Annotated in this window: 12 protein-coding genes; 7 read left to right on the forward strand and 5 right to left on the reverse strand. The window is 52.7% G+C overall.

What is annotated here, in order from left to right; genetic code table 11:
* Window positions 1-2: 2 nt before the first annotated feature.
* Window positions 3-3,716 carry a TonB-dependent receptor gene (locus AC6I7T_RS18600; RefSeq protein WP_497788956.1) on the reverse strand — a complete coding sequence of 1,238 codons (3,714 nt, stop codon included), beginning with the start codon at window positions 3,714-3,716 and terminating at the stop codon, window positions 3-5.
* Window positions 3,717-4,282: 566 nt separating this feature from the next.
* Here AC6I7T_RS18600 and AC6I7T_RS18605 point away from each other — a divergent pair.
* Window positions 4,283-6,271 carry a tetratricopeptide repeat protein gene (locus AC6I7T_RS18605; RefSeq protein WP_497788957.1) on the forward strand — a complete coding sequence of 663 codons (1,989 nt, stop codon included), beginning with the start codon at window positions 4,283-4,285 and terminating at the stop codon, window positions 6,269-6,271.
* Window positions 6,272-6,428: 157 nt separating this feature from the next.
* On the opposite strand, the gene AC6I7T_RS18610 is transcribed toward AC6I7T_RS18605, so the two are convergent.
* On the reverse strand, window positions 6,429-6,950 hold the full coding sequence (locus AC6I7T_RS18610; protein ID WP_497788959.1) for a VanZ family protein: 522 nt from the start codon (window positions 6,948-6,950) through the stop codon (window positions 6,429-6,431).
* Window positions 6,940-8,463 (reverse strand): IMP dehydrogenase, encoded by a 1,524-nt coding sequence (guaB, locus tag AC6I7T_RS18615; RefSeq protein WP_497788960.1) that lies wholly within the window; start codon window positions 8,461-8,463, stop codon window positions 6,940-6,942. The genes AC6I7T_RS18610 and guaB overlap by 11 nt, the downstream gene beginning before the upstream one ends.
* A gap of 409 nt (window positions 8,464-8,872) precedes the next feature.
* Here guaB and rimP point away from each other — a divergent pair, with 409 nt between their 5' ends.
* From rimP to AC6I7T_RS18645, 6 genes are all read left to right on the forward strand, one after another.
* Window positions 8,873-9,466, forward strand: coding sequence for a ribosome maturation factor RimP (gene rimP / locus AC6I7T_RS18620; RefSeq protein ID WP_497788961.1), 594 nt, complete (start codon window positions 8,873-8,875; stop codon window positions 9,464-9,466).
* Window positions 9,467-9,590: 124 nt separating this feature from the next.
* Window positions 9,591-11,273 (forward strand): transcription termination factor NusA, encoded by a 1,683-nt coding sequence (nusA, locus tag AC6I7T_RS18625; protein ID WP_497788962.1) that lies wholly within the window; start codon window positions 9,591-9,593, stop codon window positions 11,271-11,273.
* 133 nt (window positions 11,274-11,406) lie between these two features.
* A complete protein-coding gene (infB, locus tag AC6I7T_RS18630; RefSeq protein ID WP_497788963.1) occupies window positions 11,407-14,760 on the forward strand; it encodes a translation initiation factor IF-2 in 3,354 nt (1,117 codons plus the stop codon).
* A gap of 291 nt (window positions 14,761-15,051) precedes the next feature.
* Window positions 15,052-16,233, forward strand: coding sequence for a M24 family metallopeptidase (locus AC6I7T_RS18635; protein ID WP_497788965.1), 1,182 nt, complete (start codon window positions 15,052-15,054; stop codon window positions 16,231-16,233).
* A 20-nt stretch (window positions 16,234-16,253) separates the two neighbouring features.
* The gene (locus AC6I7T_RS18640) at window positions 16,254-16,661 is read left to right on the forward strand and encodes a DUF6677 family protein (RefSeq protein ID WP_497788966.1); all 408 of its coding nucleotides are present in this window, start codon (window positions 16,254-16,256) and stop codon (window positions 16,659-16,661) included.
* Window positions 16,658-16,840 (forward strand): hypothetical protein, encoded by a 183-nt coding sequence (locus tag AC6I7T_RS18645; protein WP_497788967.1) that lies wholly within the window; start codon window positions 16,658-16,660, stop codon window positions 16,838-16,840. The genes AC6I7T_RS18640 and AC6I7T_RS18645 overlap by 4 nt, the downstream gene beginning before the upstream one ends.
* A gap of 119 nt (window positions 16,841-16,959) precedes the next feature.
* On the opposite strand, the gene AC6I7T_RS18650 is transcribed toward AC6I7T_RS18645, so the two are convergent.
* Together AC6I7T_RS18650 and AC6I7T_RS18655 are read right to left on the reverse strand one after the other, a co-directional pair.
* Window positions 16,960-17,925, reverse strand: a complete 966-nt coding sequence (locus tag AC6I7T_RS18650; protein WP_497788969.1) for a GNAT family N-acetyltransferase — start codon at window positions 17,923-17,925, stop codon at window positions 16,960-16,962.
* A 55-nt stretch (window positions 17,926-17,980) separates the two neighbouring features.
* Window positions 17,981-19,762: an ArnT family glycosyltransferase gene (locus AC6I7T_RS18655; protein ID WP_497788970.1), complete on the reverse strand. Its 1,782-nt coding sequence runs from the start codon at window positions 19,760-19,762 to the stop codon at window positions 17,981-17,983.
* Window positions 19,763-19,854 lie beyond the last annotated feature (92 nt).

Genomic DNA, 19,854 nt, shown 5'->3' on the forward strand with positions numbered 1-19,854 from the left:
TGTTAGAACTCGAATTTCGCTAAGACCTGACCTTGACGTGGTCCGACGATGGTCGCAGTTGGATCAAGATAGCCAAAGCTATTCAGATCATTAGGACCACCAGAGTTTGCACGGTTGAAGATATGCCGATTGAAGATGTCGATTAGATCAACTTCAAAACGGAACGAGATCTTCTCTGTAATATGAGTTCTTTTAATTATGCTGAGATCTTCAGAGAGATAGCGGTTCGTACGAATCTCGTCAGTCGTCCGCGCCATATTCCCGAAGCTATAGGAGCCACGTTTTGCAACCGCATCGGTCGTATTGGGATCGACTAGAGCTGCATAGTTAAAGTAGCGGTAAGGTTCAGGGTTCGTCGTGGCATCATAGACATCTGTTCCACCCCAGGTTGCTGGCTGTAGAGCCGGGTTAAATTTCCCATCTCGTGCCCACTTGCTAAGCAATTGCTGGCCGGGAACGCGCTGATAACGAATTGCTCCGTCGTATCCTGGAACCCCCGTGGCTGCGTAGAAAGAAATCGGTTGACCAGACATATAACGCTGGACGCCACCGATCTGCCATCCTCCAACGAAGACATCTGTAAGGCCACCCTTGCTGAGGAAGTGCTTGTTCTTCCCGAAAGGTAGTTCGTAGGTATACCCCACGACGAAGTTATTCGTCAGGTCCTGATTGCTGATAAAACGCTCTGCACGGGTATTGAAGACATTCTGAATCTGGCCGCCGCCGTTGGAAGCTGAGAAATAGGGGACAGCAGAATCTGCATTTGTCATCGTCTTTGACCAGGTGTAAGAGGCCTGCAAGGTCATTCCATTGCGAGAACGACGTTGCAATGAGAGCTGCATGGAGTTGTAGTCAGAGCTGCCACGATTCTCCAGACAGCAGTCACTGTTAAGTGCATAGAACTGAGGATAAGGACGAAGCGCCTGACCAACCGTATATCCAGTCGGGAAGGAGCTGAACGGGACTTTGATATTTGCAGCTTTGGCGTCTGTAGAATCAACAGTCTTGTTCAGCAGGCTACCCAGTCCGAACTTATCCAGACTGATGGAGTTTGTAGCATCGAACGTAGAACGGAGATGACGGCCGCGAGACCCAACGTAGGCCATGCTGAAGATAAGGTCAGGCACAATCTGCTGCTGAAGTTCCAGGCTATAGTTCTGTACCATTGCCGGACGGCCATGCGCACCCCCAATAAAGGCATTGGCAGGATATCCTCCGAAGTTGGATAGAGAGGCATTCAGTACTGGAGGCTTGGTGTAATTGGGGAATCCAGAGGCGAGCGTGAGGACCGGATCCAAGCCGTTCGAACTAACCCAGGTGGGATCGGTTTCGAAGCCCTGGCGCATCGCGCCTCCGTAGTCGGCATACTGCAGAGCCGAATACAAGATGCCATACTCGCCGGCAAGAGAGAAGGTATTGTTTTTGGAGGAAGGAGACCAGACAAAACCTACGCGTGGCCCAAAGTCCTTAGACCAGGTGTCGGCCCAGCGTTCATTGGTCTTTCCTGTTCTTCCAGTACCCTTTCCTGCGAATACGAGTGCCCCAGGAAGTCCGTCAGCACTGGGGTTTGGTGTTGTAAGGCTTAAGTTAGAGGTATTGTCATGTGCCTCTCGACGCGGAATATCCACATCCCAACGCAGACCATAATTCAACGTCAGGGATGGACGGACTTTAAACGAGTCCTGTAGGAAGATCGCATAGTATGAGGAGAGCCACTTCGGTTGGCTGGCATACGAGCTCAAAGCCGCATAACCGGGCGTACCCAAGAGCAAACTGGCAAAGCCATTGCCGGTCACTCCATTTGTGTTGACGTCGGCAGCAGTTGTAAGCAAATTGAAGTCGATTCGACCCGACTCTTGGCTGTGAGTAATCGGTGTGAAGACCTGGTACCGATAATCCACGCCAAATTTAACGGTGTGGCGTCCCTTGATCCAAGTTACTGTATCGTTGACGCGATAACCGTTATCAATTGCATCTCCGTCGACGGTTCCTCCCAATCCTGCATATCCCGCAATATAGAAATACGGGAAGTTCTTTCCAGTAGCACCATTGATACCCAGGAGAGAGTTCCAGTTTTTGCCGGAAGTCACGCCTGTGTCGTAATTTCCGCTGTTGGTCCGGTTATAGCCCAAGGTGAGGTGATTCAAGAGATTCGGGGTCAAAGTGTAATCGTGACCGAAGCGAATGTAGTGTGTGATGAAGCTCTGGTCTCGTCCCTCTCCGGCTGCATTCGGAAGCCAGGGATCGACGGATTTCCGCTCGTTATCGCGTGAACTGTAGGTAAAGAAGAAGCGCTGCTTTTCGCTGATGTTGTGATCGATGCGGAAAGTGTAGGTCGTATCGAGCGTGGGGTAGCTGAGTGTTGTAACGAAGTTATTTGTAAGGGACGAATTTGTTGGCGCCGGATAGTATGCCGCAATGTTGTTGATGATTTTCTGGGTAGCGCTATCGATGGCAAACGATGAAAGATTGATTTTGTTTCCAGGAAATGCCGTACGGCAAATGGTTCCGTTAGACAGAGTCTTTGTCGTGCGTGGATCGAAAATCTGTCCAGCGTAAACGGGAGTTCCGTCACAGGGATTACTTGCTTCTTTCACTGTGGATGTCAAACGGGCGCTGAAATCACCGGTTCGCTCCGCAGCAGTAGGAACCGTCTGATTGCTCGTTACGCCTGTATTCTTGCGATATTGTTCCCAGGAAAAGAAGAAGAAAGACTTGTCGTGTCCGTCGTAAATCTTGGGAAGACGGATTGGTCCTCCAAGATTTAAGCCATAATCGTTTTTCTCGTCTGGCTCCCGCCCCCACTGCTTTTTGCCCGCTGCAGTGGTAGCGCGAGAACGATAGAGATTGCGTCCCCAGTTATTTGCGTTCAGAACGCGGTTCTTGAACAACTCGTATACGGTGCCGTGATAAAGATTAGATCCGCCTTTTGTGTTGAAGCTCTCGATACCACCAGTAGTACGGCCCGATTCCGCAGGAACCGAAGAGACGCTCACTTTAAATTCCGAGATAGCTTCAACAGAGGGTGCCGTTTCGTCAAACGAAGATCCATTCTCAGAACGGTACATGCTGACTCCGTCCAGAAGAACTTCGGTTGAGTAATTCTGTCCGCCGTTGATCTTCGATTCCCAGGTGCCGCCTTGTCCGTTGGCCGTTCCGGGTCCCGCAGTACCAGGAAGCAAGAATACGAAGGCTTCAGGAGAACGCATTCCACTTACGACGCTGCCATTGAGATTAAGGGGAAGATCCAGAGCCTGCTTAGGGGTGATGACTCCCGCAATTTCAGAAGATTCAGTGTTTATAGCAAGACTGTCAGCCTGGACCGTGATGGTTTCCGATACGTTTCCCAGCTCGAGGGTCACAGGAATTGTGGTTGTGGTTCCAACCAGAACCGTGACGTGCTGAATTTCGGCGGTCTTGAATCCCTCTAAAGAGGCGACCAGCTTGTAGCTACCGATATTCAGGTTCGGGAAATGAAAGCCTCCAGCACTATTGGAGACTGCCTTGTAGTTCACACCAGTTTCCGTATTGGTGATCATTAACTGTGTATTGGGAATGACGGCTCCCGTGGCGTCCTGTACGGTTCCTGAAATTGCGCCCTGGCTGACCTGCGCAGAAATCTGCTGCATAAGTAGCACTGGCATCCCAATAAAGAAAAGTAGGCACAACAGTAAATGTTGCGCCTTACTGCCTAGCTGTTTTCTAGTTTTCATCATTTAGCGACCTTCCAACTTTTGACCTTGGGGGTACTCAGTCTCGTTGCCTGGCAGAGCCTTCGTTATTGATCGGGTGAAGTCTGGATTGGCAGCAGAGTCCTTTGTCCTTAGCCTGTTATGTAAGAAATCGTTTGCTATAAAACAAAATCTGGCTTAACTGCAAGTCGTGGGGATTCCATCAGCAAAACTCGAGAGCTACAACGCTATTTACGGTTTTTATGGACGTTAAATCCTGTAATTAGTTGTCATTATGTGATTTATATATTCATTAGCAATAGTGCCTATGCCCGTTAAGGGGCCCGTTATGAGGTGCTTTGAGCAGGTATTCCACTTTAGAGAGAACCCTCTGTCTTCTGGTCAACCTGGAAAGAATATGAGGCCTCTGTAGAAAATGTTTTCAGATCAAGCTGCGGCTATGTTGTTGATAAAAAAGCTCTTCGGAATAGACAAATTTTTAGAAAAGGCAGGGATAACTCCTGTGTTTTCAGCGGATATCTCGGAGAGGTAAAATCCCACTTCGAGCCAACGCCAGATAATTCCCGGCTTTAGAGGATTTTCGGACGCGAATGTCTATTGCGAGTCCACCTGAGGTTTGTGAACCGGAGATGTTCAGTCCGGAACAGATCGCGCTGATACGCCGGCATCTTGAAGATGTCCTGGCGAGTCATGCCTTTGCGGGAAGTAAGCGAACCAGGGATTTCCTCCAGTTAGTTGTTCGCCATGCTCTTGATGGAGAAATCGATAGTCTGAGAGAGCGAATGATTGGCGCCGAACTCTTCGGGCGTCCTGTCGATTACGACACCGGCAGTGATTCCGTCGTTCGCGTGAGGGCAAGCGAGGCTCGAAAGAAGTTAGCCCAGTTCTATAGCGACGCAAAAGAAAAGTCTGCTATTCGTATCGAGCTTCCAAGCGGATCTTACGTTCCAAAGTTCCATTTCGCCGTACAGGAGGTTGAGTCTCCTCTGCCGGAATCTTCTTCAAGTCTTCCGGCTGCTGATCCTGACGTCCAAGAAGTGCCGCCGGTCTCGACTCCAACGGAGGAAGAATCTGCCTCAATTCAAGTGGCTCCGGCAAAGGGGCTGGTGTTTCGGCGGTGGCATGTTCTAGCACTGGCTCTGCTTTCAGTAGTGCTGCTGGCCATTATCGCTGGGGTGAGTTATAGGAAATGGTTCGGTCGGCTGGCAGATCGCCGAGAAGTTCATTCGGTTGCAGTTTTGCCTCTCGAGAACCTCTCCGGAATCCCTTCTCAGGATTATTTTGCTGATGGAATGACGGAAGAGTTAATCAACGATCTGGGGCAGGTTTCTACGTTACGGGTGATTTCCATGACTTCTTCAATGAGCTATAAGGGCACGAAGAAGCGGTTGCCGGAGATTGCGCGGGAACTATCAGTAGATAAGGTCGTTGAAGGAGGCGTACTCCGGGAAGGGAATCAGGTACGCATCAGCGTTCAGCTGATCGATGCCAGAACGGACCGTCCTATCTGGGCCCATACCTATGTCCGGGATCTACCCAGTTCCCTTACCTGGCAGGGCGAGGTCGCAAAGGCGATTGCGGAAGAGATAAGCAGCGAAATTACTCCTCAGGAGCAGGCTCGTCTTACGCGTAAGCATCAGATTGATCCCGAGGCTCAGGACCTATATTTGCAGGGCATTCTTCATCTGAATAAGGATGACTGCACGGATGCCATTGGGTTCTTCCTGAAAGCTTTGGCAAAGGATCCGAATTATGCTCCAACCCATGCATCTTTAGCCAGCAGTTATGGACGCCTGGGGGAATCGGGACGGATTCCTTACCGCGAAGCCTTTATGAAGCAGAAGGCTGAAGCCCTCAAAGCTATCGAGTTGGATGACTCCTTGTCTGAGGGACATGCTGAGCTGGCAAATACAGCAATGACTCTCGACTGGGACTGGCAGACCGCTCAGACCGAGTTTCATCGAGCTTTGGGGCTCGATCCAAGTTCAGCTTCGATTCATAAGAAATATGCTTTTTATCTGGTCAGAGTGGGGCAATTAAAAGAAGCGATGGCCGAGATGGAGCGAGGCGTCAGCCTTGATCCTGTCTCGGGAAGTACCTTCCACGCCGAAGGGTTCATCTACTATTTTGCGCGCCAGTATGATCGTGCACTGGCTGTGACACGGACTGTTCGGGATTTGAAAATAGATCCGCCTGACTGGAGTTTCCTGCTGGGCGATATCTATGCGGAGAAGGGGATGTATGCAGAATCCATTACCGAATTTCTTAAGTCGGGCGATGGCCCTTATTCGCTAGGGCATTTAGGAAATGCCTACGCTCGTTCTGGTCGAGTCGATGCGGCTCAAAAGACAATTTCACAGTTACAAGAGCATGTGAATAAGAGTGGTGTGGGACGATACGAAATTGCCCTGGTTTATGCCGGAATGGGGAAGAAAGAAGAAGCCTTCAAGTGGCTCGAAGAGTCTTATGCGGCTCATGATGTGGGACTCGTTTATCTCAAGATTGATCCTTGCGTGGATCCGCTGCGTTCCGATCCACGCTTCGGAGATCTATTGCGGCGGGTGGGCCTTACTCCGTAACTATGTTCATTGGAGACATGCAGACCCCCATGCGATTTATTGTGCTTCGCAGTAAGTATCCTGAGCTGTAAGGAGTCGATACAACTTATAAAGAAAGGGCACAGCATCAGCTGTGCCCTTTCTTTGTACTTTTGCACTTTGTAAGCTATTGCTCTTATTACTGTCGTGCTGTCAGCATCGGTGTGCCCTTCCAATTAGAGGGGTTGTTGATGCGGGATATCCAGATAAGGAAAAACAACAAGACAAGTTGTGTCGCTAATGCACCGCTCATGTCGATGATGACGTCATGAGGAGAGCTCGTTCTACCCGGAATCAGGCCCTGGTGATATTCATCGGAGCTTGCCAGAAGAGCTGTGGTCATCAGCGCGTAAACACAAGCGCGAAAACGTCTGGAGCCCTTTGTGCGAAGTGGCATCGAGAGATACCAGGCACGAAAGAAGAGAGCACTGACCAGGCCATATCCAGTGAAGTGGCCTGCCTTTCGGATGTAGTGGTGGACGAGCTCCCACCTTCCATCCGAGACAGATCCGAAGAGAAATTCCCAAACCCTCCGCAGAGGCCCGGAGGTCTCTGCGGCGCCCATCATAACGGTTGACTCCAGCGCGATGATACCGACACCGAGGAAGGCCGGTGCCCAGATATACAGCAGGCGGGGCCAGCCGCGGAGATTACTCAACATGATAGTTAGGTGCTTCCCGGGTGATGATGACGTCGTGAACGTGGCTTTCGCGAAGACCTGCATTCGAGATACGCACAAAACGAGCTTTCTCGTGCAGTTCGCGAATCGAACCACAACCGACGTAGCCCATACCGGAGCGCAAACCTCCAACGAGCTGATAGATCATTGCTTCGAGCGGTCCACGATAGGGAACTCTGCCTTCGATTCCTTCCGGAACGAATTTTGCCAGGCGGTTCTGTCCATTACGTTCCCGATTAACGACACCTTCGCTGCTGACATCGGCGACGTCCATGTCTTCCTTACCTTGGAAGTACCGCTCTCCTGAGCCTTGTGCCATGGCGGAAAGAGAACCCATGCCTCTGTAGGCCTTAAAGGAACGGCCTTGATAGAGAATGGTTTCGCCCGGACTCTCGTCCACACCGGCAAAGAGCGAACCGATCATCACTGCTCCGGCTCCAGCTGCAACTGCTTTGGTGATGTCTCCCGAGAACTTGATTCCGCCATCGGCGATTACGGTGACGTTGTGTTGGCTGGCTGCACGATAGGCTTCCGAGATCGCTGTAATCTGCGGCATCCCTGCACCGGTAACCATGCGGGTTGTGCAGATAGATCCAGGGCCGATTCCTACCTTGATTGCATCTGCACCAGCATCAATCAGTGCCATCGCTCCTTCATAAGTCGCGACGTTGCCGGCCAAAAGTGAAACCTCGGGGAAGCGCTTCTTTACAGCGCGTATGGCATCGAGAACACGTGAGGAGTGTCCATGGGCTGAGTCGATTGCCAATGCATCGACACGGTTGCGAACCAACTCTTCGGCACGCTCCAGGAAGTCGCCTGTAGCTCCAATGGCTCCCCCGACACGGAGGCGACCCTGCTCATCTTTGCAGGCATTGGGGTACTTGAGTTTCTTCTGGATATCTTTAACCGTGATAAGACCTTTGAGCTCGTAAGCGTCGTTGACTACCAGGAGCTTTTCTACACGGTGTTTATGAAGGATCTTTTCGGCGTCTTCGAGGGTGGTTCCAACTGGGACGGTGATAAGGTTTTCCTTCGTCATCACGTCGACAATCGGGATATCGGTACGAGTTTCGAAGCGCAAGTCGCGGTTGGTCAAAATGCCAACCAGCTTTTTGTTTTTGGTAACCGGAACTCCAGAGATCTTGTAGCGGCGCATCACTTCGAGTGCGTCGGCAATGGGGCGGTCCGGGTGGATCGTGACAGGGTCGACGATCATGCCACTCTCCGAACGCTTTACCTTGTCGACTTCACCGGCCTGTTGCTCCATCGTCAGATTGCGATGGATGATACCGATACCTCCCAGCTGTGCCATCGCGATAGCTAAACGCGACTCGGTAACTGTGTCCATTGCAGCAGACAAAAGAGGGGTGTTCAGAGTAATTGTGCGGGTGAGCTGGGTTTGCGTACTGACCTGAGTAGGAACAACTTCACTGTAGGCAGGCGCTAACAAAACGTCATCAAAAGTAAGAGCTTCCGGCAAGGGATTCACAATCATGGTAGTAAATAAAGAAAAGCCGATGCTGCAGGTTGAAACTCAGCAAATGAGGCAGGCTTTTTGCAATTGTAGAGGATTCGGCAAGCAGTGTGGGACTCGCATGGGTCAATATTCCGTTTCTGCCAGGAATGGATTGGCGGTTTGGGACATTTATCTCCCGGCTATTCATATTGGTAGAAGAGAAGGTGCTCGCAGGTATGGCGTGCCACAGGCTGAGACTTCTCTCTTTTGCCTCCCCAGCCCTCCGCTATTGAATTTGACTTGAAATCGCCGTATTCTAATTGAGCAGACGAGTTTGTCCGCGATCAATGTATGCGTTGACGCGGAGAGATGAGTGGGCTAACGCCCACTTTTTCTTTGCGGCAAAATTTGTTGCCGCACGATCAAAACTGCAGAACTGAACGGCAGAATGGCTGTAGATCTGGAACAAATTCGTACCACCGCCGACCGCGTAGCTGCCTCCCATGGACTAGAAGTTGTCGAGTTGGAGTATATGGGCGGCAACAAAGGCCGAGTGTTGCGGGTTTTCATCGAAAAGAACGAGGAAGGCCGTGCGCAACTGAAGGCTCAGATTCAGGCTGGGAGCAATGAGGAATTTCCCGAACGCTTTTCCAGCGGCGAGATCAATATGGACCAGCTTTCCGGGGTTACTCACGAGGATTGCGAAGCCTTTAGCCGGGATTTTGGAACGGTTCTCGACGTCGAGGATCTAATTTCGGGAGCGGCTTACACCCTGGAAGTCTCCTCTCCGGGGCTTGATCGCAAGCTGTTCAAAAGAGATGATTTCCATCGTTTCAGTGGTAGTTTGGCCAAGGTAGAAACCGTCGAACCCATCGACGGGAATCGGTACTGGCAGGGAAGGCTTTCAATTGTTGGGGATACGGCAGTAACGCTGGATTTAACTGCGACCAAGCAGAAGGGCAAGGCGAAAAAAGCCAAGGTACAAGCCGTAACCATTGAATTGGCCAATATTGCTAAAGCACAACTGATTCCGGAAGTTTAGACAGTAGAAGCTCTGGAATAGATCGCATCTGAACTAAGAGAGTTTAGGAGTATGTCTGTGCGAAGCTGCGGAATGGCAGCAATCAGACATGACGGCGGCATCCAGCCGCGTGAGAGACGAGTTTATGGCAAGCCCTTTGTATCAAAGTATTGAGACACTGAGCCGCGAAAAAGGCATTGAGCCGGAGATTGTTGTCGCCGCCGTCGAGGACGCAATCGCACTAGCTACCCGTAAGTACTACAAGACGCAAGAGAACATGCGTGCAGAGCTCGATCGGGAAACGGGAGAAATCCGGGCTTACATCTACAAGACCGTTGTCGAAGCTGCGGATCAAATCGAGGATCCGCTGAATCAAATTGCTCTAGATGAGGCTCGTGCTCTGGTCCCTGAGGTTGAAGTCGGGGGCGAGATCCGTTATTACAAACCAACGGATGTGCTTGGCCGTATTGCGGCACAAATGGCTAAGCAGGTGATCTTCCAGAAGGTACGGGAAGCCGAGCGGGATACGGTTTTCAATGAGTACAACCATCGCATTAACGAAGTGATCAATGCGACGGTCAAGCGGATTGAACCGCAAGACATCATCTTTGACCTGGGGAAGGCCGAAGCCAGAATGCCTCGTCGCGAACAGTCGCGGTTGGAACAATTTGCTGTTGGCGAGCGTGTCCGGGTAGTTTTATTGCGTGTAGATCGCGCCGCGAAGGGCCCTCAAGTAATTGTTTCGCGCGCAGCGCCAGAATTGGTGCAGAATCTATTTCAGAGCGAAGTTCCTGAGATCTACGATGGCACCGTTCTTATTCGTGCCATTGCTCGTGAAGCGGGTGAGCGTACCAAGATAGCTGTCATGTCCCGCGATAAGGATGTCGATCCGGTCGGGGCTTGCGTTGGAATGAAGGGCATGCGGGTACAGTCCATCATTCGCGAGCTTCGTGGTGAAAAGATTGACATTATCGAGTACAGCGAAGAGATCACGACCTTTGCCGAGAAGGCTTTGCAGCCTGCCAAAGTCAGCCGGGTGAGTATTACCGACTTGGCGGAGAAGCAACTCGAAGTAATTGTTGACGATACGCAGCTTTCCCTGGCAATTGGCAAGAAGGGCCAGAATGTTCGTCTGGCTGCCAAACTGCTGAGCTGGAAGATCGATATCAAGAGCGAAGAAGAGAAGCGTCAGGAAGTCGAACAGCAGATGCAGGCCATGTCCGGTGGGCCGACTACACCAATCGAACGTGTAGCCGAACTGGGCGAGACCATCATCCAAAAGTTAGTGGCGGCAGGTGTGACAACCGTAGAGGCACTGGCCGACATGACGCCGGAACAGCTGGAGGAAGTCCCTGGCATCGGCGAAAAGACTTTAGAGAAGATCAGCGTAGCTGTGCGGCACTATTTTGGTCAGTATGAAGAGGGCGAAGCACGTGCTTCTTCTGCTGATAATGCTTCTCGGGACGAGGCTGTAACCGGGCTGGCGCAGACCGACGAACTTCCTGCTTCCAAAGATGGTTCGGGAATTGTCGATGACGATAATTCGTCCGCTCTGCTGCAGGAGATCACCGAGGCGGGACCACACTCCGGGGATGAGGGTGTTGTGAACTCAAGTGTCGGTGGCCAGGTTATTAGTGATCAGGTTGTGGCTGAGGCAGAGGGTTTGGAAGAAGAATTGGCGGAAGAAGCAGAAGTCCCTGGTGAAAAGGGTGAAGGCGATTCCGTCGTTGGCGAGCTTCCAACTCGCAGCCGTGGTCGGGATTTAGCAGACGAACATTCGGGAATTACCACCGAAGGTTCAACTGAAGACGAAGAAACTCGTGGTTGAAATGGCGATTGTAGCTCGAACGATGAGCGCACAGCGCGCGATTTCAGGGGATAATAAAGATTGGATTTCCATGCACTGCCGTGAGGTAGCTATGACAAGCTAAAGGCTTTGGGCAGGTGCCAAAAAGGGGCGGATGAGTAAAGTTCGAATCAACGATTTAGCACGCGAACTAGAAGTAAAGAGTAGACAGATCCTTGACGTGCTCGCAACGCTTGGAATCGAGGGTGGCAAAACACACTCAAGCTCTCTGGAAGGCGATGAGGCTGAGCGTGTGCGCTCCCATTTCCAACGTGGCGAACGTGCGGGGAATGGACCACAAGCGGCCAAGAATGAGGTAGATACCAAGCCCAAGATCGATTGGTCACAGGTATCTAAACCTGGAGATGTTTTGAAGGCCATACAAGCACGCAAAGAAGCTGCATCTGCTGTTAAGGTAGTTCCTCCTCAGCGCCCTGAACCTGCTCCGACGCGCCCCGTTGTTACGGCAGCGCCGTCAGCCTCGGCTCCGAAGCAGCATGCACCACATGCTCCGCATGCACCGGCTACTCCGACCACACATCACGCCCCGCAGCAGCATGTGGCCGCCAAGCCTGAGCCCAGAAGAATTGTTCCGCAGCCCCGGCAGGGTCCGAACATTATTGCGCCGCCTCCGGCTGCGCTCGCTGGTCGTCCCCCGGTTGGACCTGTGGCAGCTAAGCCTCCGGTGACGGCTGGTCATACTCCTGCTTCGACAGAAGCACGTAAGCACGTTCCGGCAACACCTGCAGCGCCTCATGCTCCGGTAGCTCAGCAGACTCAGCAAAAGTCAGTAGCTACTCCTCCGGCCCCTGTAGTGGCGGCAGTGCCAGCAAAACCGGCAGAGACGGCGGTAGCTGTTGCTCCTGCTCCTGCGTCAACTGTTCCTACAGTGCAGGAAACGCCTCAGCAGACTATTAAGCCCGAGTCGACAATGCCTACTCCAGTGGCCACAACTCCTGCTTCTCCGGCTCCAGTTGCAGCTGTTCCCACCGCTTCGACGGCACCTGCGGCTCCAGCTGCTGGTCCGGCCGCCAAGCATGGTGTAACTCCTGCTGCAGCCGCACATACTCCGATCACCCCGTCAGCTTCGGCACATGCGCCTCATGCGCCGCATGTGCCAACTCATCTCGGACCTGGAGCCCCGAAGCCGGGTGCTCCTGCTCGGCGCGTCATTATGCCGCAGACTGGGCCTCGTCCCGTCTACACGGCGCCTCCGCAACCGATTGCTCCCCCTACGCCTCCGACTCCCGCTGGTGGTATTCAGCGTGGCAAGCCGATCTTTGATCGACGTCCTCAGGGTGGTCCAGGTGGTCAGCGCTCTCAAGGTGGCGGGCAGGGTGGAGGACAGTATCCAGGTGGTCGTCGCCCCATGCATCCTACGCGGAATGCTGGTGGTCCAGGTGGTCCTCGTCCAGGTGGTCCCGGTGGACGTCCGGGTTTTGGTGGACGCCCAGGTTTCGGCGGTCCGCGCCCAGGTATGGGAGCTGCTGGTATGGTGCCGCCTCCGACCGATGCTCCTCGTGCTCAACGTGGAGCTGCCGCAAAGGGGCGTGGACGTCAGCAGTACGAGAAGACTAAAGAAGGTCCGATGAAGGGCTTTGTACCACCGCCACGTTTTGGTGGTTCGGTACCGCAGCAGCCCTTGCCGATCACTCGTGAAATTACGGTGACCGAAGGTACCAGCGTAAAGGATCTGGCTGAGAAGCTGGGAGTACGCGGTAAGGATCTGATCTCGACACTCTTGATGCGCGGTGTCTTCGTTACCGTGAACCAGTCGCTGGATACAGAGCTGCTGAAGGATGTCTCCAGGCAGTTTGGTGCAGAAGCGAAGGTCATCAGCTACGAAGAAGAGATTGCCAACGAGGCTATCGAAGAGATTCTCGAAAGCGACAATATCGACGAGCTCGAAGTACCACGTCCGCCTGTTGTGACGGTCATGGGACACGTCGATCACGGTAAGACGTCGCTCTTGGATGCAATTCGCGAGACGGATGTAGCCGCAGGCGAAGCTGGTGGTATTACCCAGCACATCGGTGCTTATAAGGTTCGTTTCTCCAAGGAAGGTTCTCCTGCGCATGGTCGCGAGATCGTCTTCCTCGATACTCCTGGTCATGAAGCCTTCACTCGCATGCGTGCTCGCGGTGCGAAGGTAACCGACTTGGTTGTGGTCGTAGTTGCTGCCGATGACGGCGTAATGCCTCAGACTCTGGAAGCTATCGATCACGCGAAGGCCGCAAATGTTCCGATCCTCGTAGCCGTAAACAAAATCGATAAGCCTGAAGCACAGCCTGATCGTGTGAAACAGCAGTTGGGTGACCGTGGACTGGTTCCTGAAGCTTGGGGTGGAAGTACCGTCTTCGTTGAAGTTTCGGCGAAGAAGCGGATTAACCTCGATCTCCTTTTGGAAATGATCTGCCTGGTTGCCGATATGCAGAACCTGAAGGCAACGCCGGGACGTAAGGCGGTTGGTACTGTACTCGAAGCCAAGTTGGATCGTGGTCGCGGTGCTGTTGCCACTATTTTGGTGCAGAACGGAACGATGAAGTCTGGCGATAGCTACATCGTCGGAAACACCTTCGGTAAGGTTCGCGCTATGTTCGACGACCGTGGCCGTCAAGTAGAAGATGCTGGACCTTCAACTCCTGTCGAAGTTCTCGGTTTGGAAGGTATGCCGGATGCGGGTGATACCGTGCTGGTCGTTTCCGATAGAGACAAGGCAAAGGGGATTGCGCAGTACCGCAAGATGAAGGAGCGCGAAGCTCAGCTTGCCAAGTCTTCTCGCGTTTCGTTGGAAGGACTGGCAGAGCAGATTCGCCAAGCTGGCGTAAAGGAACTGCCGCTGATCCTGAAGGGCGACGTGACAGGTTCGGTCGAAGTGCTGGCGGATTCGCTGCAGAAGATGTCTACCGAGAAGGTGCGCATCAAGGTTATCCGCACCGGTGTTGGTGCAATTACCGAGAGCGACGTGCTTCTGGCTTCTGCTTCGAATGCCATCATCATCGGTTTCAACGTGCGGCCTGAGCGGAAGGCGTCAGAGCTTGCCGACCAGGAAAACGTCGAAATTCGTCTACACTCGATCATCTATGAGCTGCAGGACGAGATTCATCGCGCCATGCTGGGACTGCTCGAACCGACCATCAAGGAAACCTATGCTGGTCGGGCCGAAGTGCTCAACATCTTCAAAATTCCGAAGGTTGGCACTATCGCTGGTTGCCGCGTAACCGACGGCGTCATTCGTCGCGATTCGGAAGTTCGTATAATTCGCGATGGCGCTCCGGTCTTCAAAGGCAAGCTGGGTTCGCTCAAGCGCTTTAAGGACGATGCCAAGGAAGTTACAAACGGAATGGAGTGCGGTATCGGTATTTCCAACTATGGAGATCTTAAGGTTGGCGACACCATCGAAGCCTTCACTTCCGAAAAGGTGGCAACGGATCTCGGCGCGCTTACGGAAACTGGGGTAACGGCGTAAAAGCAGCTAAGAACCGGTCAGTAAAACTCACTAGTAAAGAGGGTGTTTGGCGGAATTAATCTACGCCAGGCACCCTTTCTATTTGCGAATACTTTTTGAAAGTAGATTTGGCCTGAAAGAGATGTGTTGGCGTGTTGCTGAAGAAGATTCCGATTGTTATCGGGCGTATTTAAGAAATTTCCCGTATTCGTGAGAAAAATGTAGCTGACCGCTGTATCAGCTGGCAGGACTTTAGCTGATCGGTTTTTTGCTGACCGCTTCTTAGCTGAACTACAATCAACCTCGTTACTTATGACCATCGAAGCGATTCAAGTTGCACTCCGTGAACAGGGCCTGGACGGATGGCTCTTCTACGATCACCATCATCGCGATCCCATTGCTTATCGGGTATTAGGACTGGATGAGTCCATGCATGTTACCCGGCGCTGGTTTTATCTGATTCCAGCAGTTGGGGAGCCTCGCAAGCTGGTTCACCGGATTGAGCAGTCGCGTTTGGACACGCTTCCGGGTACGAAAGGCGTCTATTCTTCCTGGCAGGAGTTGGCGCAAGGGCTGGATGCGATGTTGGATAAATCGCAGCTAATTGCCATGCAATATTCGCCACGGAACGAGATCATGTACGTTTCGATGGTCGATGCCGGTACTGTCGAGTTCTTGAAGGGCTTGGGCAAAGAGATTGTGAGTTCCGCAGATCTGGTCAGCCAGTTCGAAGCGGTACTGACCGAAGCTCAGGTTGCCAGTCACTATGAGGCCCAACGAGCCCTGGACGAGATCCTTGCCGAAGGGTTCAAGGAGTTGGGGCGGCGTCTTCGTCCTGCATCCGGGCAGGCGACTCCTGTAACGGAACACGACATGGTGGTCTGGTTCCAGGAAGCAATGCGCCGAGCGGAGCTCATTTGGGAGAACGGCCCCAATGTCTCCATCAATGAGAATAGCTCCGATTCTCACTATGAACCGACGGCTGAAAAATCTCGTACTATCCGAGAGGGCGATTTCCTGCTGGTTGATATTTGGGCACAGAGAAACATCCCGGGCAGCTGTTATTACGACATCACCTGGACTGGCGTAATTGGCCGTGAGCCGACGGAAAAGGAGCAATTGGTTTTTGATACCGTTCGTCAGGCGCGTGACTCTGCCGTTCGATTTGTCGAGAATGCCTTTCTTAAGGGAGAGGCCATTCAGGGATGGCAGGTCGACGATGTAGCCAGAGCTGTTATTCAGAAGGCAGGTTTTGGCCCCTATTTCACACATAGGTTGGGACACAACATCGCGACCGAGATTCACGGCAGCGGGGCGAATCTGGATAATCTGGAGACCCACGACATCAGGCAGATCCTGCCGAATACGTGCTTTTCGGTGGAACCTGGTATCTACCTCCCCGAATTCGGTGTTCGTACCGAAATCGACATGATGACGACTCCAGGGGGAGCTCGGGTAACGGGACGCATTCAAACGGAGTTGGTCCGAATCTAGCTGGTATAGTCAAGAGGACAATGGTTTCAAAGACAGAGACAGTAGCGCGTGGTGAGGCAGGCAAGACAGGCTTCGTATATGGGGCTCTGATCCTTGGCTGGTTGATTCCGGGAGCGGGGCATCTGCTACAGAAGCGCTGGATACGCGGCGGACTCCTTTTCATTTCTATTTCCGCCATGTTTGTCCTGGGCCTCATGATGCAGGGCAAGCTGTATGCCTCCGCCAACGATGTTCTCGATCTGTTGGGGCTGCTCGGCGACTTAGGAACAGGACTTCTATTCCTGATAAGCCGGATGGCCGGACTCGGACAGAGTGCTGTTCAAGTAACAACCGCGGACTACGGCACCAAGTTTATTGTTGTGGCGGGATTGTTGAATTTTATTGCGGCAGTCGATGCCCACAATCTTCGTATCGGTAGGAAATCATGACCTTCGCGCCATCTCATTTTTCGGCAGTGCTGTTGTTTGCCCTTTTCGCCTCGGTGGTCTTCGGCATCACGCAGCGTTCGACGCCCAAGGCAATGGTTCGCTACGGAGCTTACTGCTTCAGCATGTTTGTTGTGTCTGTGCTGGTTGTAAGTTGGGTAATGTATTTCATTCATCGCTAACGATGAGAATAGCGGCGGCTTTGGCCGCCCAAGCCAAACTCCCACGCTTTCTTCATTGGGCTGCTTTTTAGCTTGTTGTTTGCTCGGTGGCAAAGCCACCTTAACCGGATCCTAGCTGCTTACTCTCTCGTCCACACCGCAGCGTCGAAGGTGTGAATCGTTCTGAAACCCTCAAAACGATAGAGCTCTACTGCACGGTTATTTCCCTCGGTGACGGTCAAAGAGCGCGCCTGGAAGCCACGATTGCGAAGTACTCGGGCAGACTCCTCCAACATGATGCGTGCCAGTCCTCTGCTGCGATATGCCGGATGAATGCATAGTTGGGTTACATGCCCCACATCGTCGCGTACACGAGAGCAGAGCAGCATTCCCGCCAGCATTCCGGAGTGCCGGTGCACGAGGACGCGGGAGGCCTTAGGCTCAAAGAATCCGCAGCCAGGGAAGCGAACTACGTTGTGAAGAAAGCGTAGAGACCCATTTGCCGAGCAGTATTGATCGTTGATTACGCTGTCCAGGTGGTCTTTGTAAGCCATCGTAATCAGCTCAGCTGCTGGGATCAGGTCCGAATCATTCCATGACCGCATTTCGAGCTCTTTGGGAAGAACCGGAAGAGTTCTGCGCTCCGGCTTCTGCGTCAAATCCTGCTCCATAAAAAGTCTCGGATAGATCTGGCAGTCGAAGCTGCGAAAGATTTCGGCATGTGTGCCGCTGGACGGAAGTAGAATCTGCGATTCGATTCGCTCTACATGAGGAGTATTTTGGAGTAGCTCCAGTAGATGGAGAAGCAGGGTTGACTCGATCCGGTCTGACGGTTTGGTATTTCCGCCGGCAAAGACGTCTCCAATGACAGCTTTTGTATTCTCGTGGACGCAGAAGACATATCCCAGGACGGTGCCGCCTTCTAGCGCAACATAGCCGGGCAGGATGTGGGAGTTTAGATATTGCAGAAGGAGATTCGCCGAGCCGTAGTAATCCCAGTGGAGGCGCTCGCTCCAGACGCGGCTCTCCTCCTCCAGCAGGCTGCGGAGCTTAGCGCCCGCGAAGTGGCGCAAGTCGAGAATCTCAAACGGCACAGCCGAAATCATAACGGCGAACCAACTATTTACGAAATCGAGGTACTTGGCAGAGAAGCTTAGCTCTTCAAGATCCGGCAGATACTTTATAGATCACAAGATTCTGCGCTGGATAGTCAAACAGTTGCTGATAGCTTCGTCCCTTCAAGTATTGACCCAATTCTGGAGTAAACGCCTTCCGGACTACCAGGAGATGTTCTTGTTTAGGTACCCCATCCAACTCGTAATTCGCTAACTGGTGATTCCGATAGAATGCCAGGCCAAATTCGACATCTCGGCGAACCCTAAAGACTGCAATCGTGTATCCGGGCGGGACAATATCGTCAACAATCCGAGAGAGGAGCCGTGCGGAATAGGTTGCGTCGAGTAGCTGGATGTTTCTTTTTGTCTCAGGCAGCTTGAGGAGTCCAAAGATAGGGCCGATTCCGAAGAGGAAGAAGATCAGAATCACCATGGGAGCCATGGTCGCGATACGCAGGCGTTTAATTCCAAATCTTCCTACAGAAACCAGGATCAGAATCGCTGCTGCCAGTCCGGTAATGCCGGCGGCGGCAACAGAGCGGGCCGGTGGCCAGCCATTTCCATGCACGATGTGCCAGGGGAGCAGTAACACGACGGTTGTCATGACTCCAACGAAAATCGCGTGTACTACGAGCGTCCAGGTGCGCAGTCCGCTTTGCCGGATGCGATTGAGATAATCTCCCGTGAGAATCGTAATCGGAGGAACGGCGGGCAGAATGTAACCGGGGAGCTTCGATTTAGAGAGGGAGAAGAAGATAATCGGGAAGAGGGCCCACAATACGAGGAATTCAGGGAATGCGTCACCTGTTCGAGTATGTCCTACGTAGCGAGAGGGATCTCTCCGAACCTTCCACTCTGCGAATGACTGCTTGACTGCATCGACCAATGCTTGGATCGCCACGATCGTCCACGGTGTGAGCGACAGGAGAACGATGGCCAGGTAATACCAGGAGGGCTGGATATGCTGGTAGCGATTGGTGGCGAAACGTTCCAGATTGTGTTCCAGGAAAAAGACACGCAAAAAGCTAGGATTGCGGTGCTGGACGGCGATAAACCACGGCAGCACCATCGCGAAGTAAAGAATGATCCCTGGAATCCAGATGGTACGGCGCAAAATGGACCATTCTCGTCTCAACGCCGCGAATAGGACAAGAATGGTGATTGCCATGAAGGGGGCTACAGGTCCCTTTGCCAGGGTGGCAGCTCCCACAAAAAAATAAATATCGAAGAGCCAGAACTTCGAATCCGTTTCATACCACGCGTACCAGCCCAGCATTCCTATGCAGAAGGGGGCAGCCAACTGCATGTCCGTGGAGGCGCCACGGGCAAAGCCCATGATGCCGACACAAGAAGCGGTAATCAGTGCTGCATTCAGCTGTCCACCCGGACGGAAGCGCCGGATATGCAAGTACGTGAGGATAATCAGAACGAATGCGAAGCTGGCGGAAGGTATCCGGGCCGACCAGTCATGGACCCCGAACTCCTTGAACGCAAACATGGCCCGCCAGTAATACAGTGCGGGCTTTTCCAGCCACGGCTGGCCATAGAGATAGGGCGTTACAAATGCGTTCAAACGGTCCCGCAGCGAATACGCATGATCGAGTTTGGTAAGCATCTCATGCGCAATCTGTGCGTAGCGGGGCTCGTCAGCACCGACCAGGCCCAGGTAGTCCCCTCCGAAGATAGGGACTAAACCATAGAAAAGGAAAAAAATCGTGAATACAAAAAGTGTAGCCACTTCCAGCGTCGTACTGAGCGCAGGGAAACGGGAGACGAGCGTTGTCTCGTCAGTTCGGGGGGCCGGAGTTTGATCGGAAGAGCTAGCCACTGGTTCTTTTATATCGCGTGCCCCGCCTCTGCTCCAGAGAGGTAGAAGAGGGCAACGGGACAAGGCTAACAGATTGAGGCCAATCCTCGAAG

The organism is Humiphilus diazotrophicus, from assembly GCF_059726315.1.

What these genes read in the sequence shown, in the direction of transcription:
- AC6I7T_RS18600 (WP_497788956.1), bottom strand. Translation starts at nt 3,716, where the DNA reads ATGATGAAAACTAGAAAACAGCTAGGCAGTAAGGCGCAACATTTACTG.
- AC6I7T_RS18605 (WP_497788957.1), top strand. Translation starts at nt 4,283, where the DNA reads ATGTCTATTGCGAGTCCACCTGAGGTTTGTGAACCGGAGATGTTCAGT.
- AC6I7T_RS18610 (WP_497788959.1), bottom strand. Translation starts at nt 6,950, where the DNA reads ATGTTGAGTAATCTCCGCGGCTGGCCCCGCCTGCTGTATATCTGGGCA.
- guaB (WP_497788960.1), bottom strand. Translation starts at nt 8,463, where the DNA reads ATGATTGTGAATCCCTTGCCGGAAGCTCTTACTTTTGATGACGTTTTG.
- rimP (WP_497788961.1), top strand. Translation starts at nt 8,873, where the DNA reads ATGGCTGTAGATCTGGAACAAATTCGTACCACCGCCGACCGCGTAGCT.
- nusA (WP_497788962.1), top strand. Translation starts at nt 9,591, where the DNA reads ATGGCAAGCCCTTTGTATCAAAGTATTGAGACACTGAGCCGCGAAAAA.
- infB (WP_497788963.1), top strand. Translation starts at nt 11,407, where the DNA reads ATGAGTAAAGTTCGAATCAACGATTTAGCACGCGAACTAGAAGTAAAG.
- AC6I7T_RS18635 (WP_497788965.1), top strand. Translation starts at nt 15,052, where the DNA reads ATGACCATCGAAGCGATTCAAGTTGCACTCCGTGAACAGGGCCTGGAC.
- AC6I7T_RS18640 (WP_497788966.1), top strand. Translation starts at nt 16,254, where the DNA reads ATGGTTTCAAAGACAGAGACAGTAGCGCGTGGTGAGGCAGGCAAGACA.
- AC6I7T_RS18645 (WP_497788967.1), top strand. Translation starts at nt 16,658, where the DNA reads ATGACCTTCGCGCCATCTCATTTTTCGGCAGTGCTGTTGTTTGCCCTT.
- AC6I7T_RS18650 (WP_497788969.1), bottom strand. Translation starts at nt 17,925, where the DNA reads ATGATTTCGGCTGTGCCGTTTGAGATTCTCGACTTGCGCCACTTCGCG.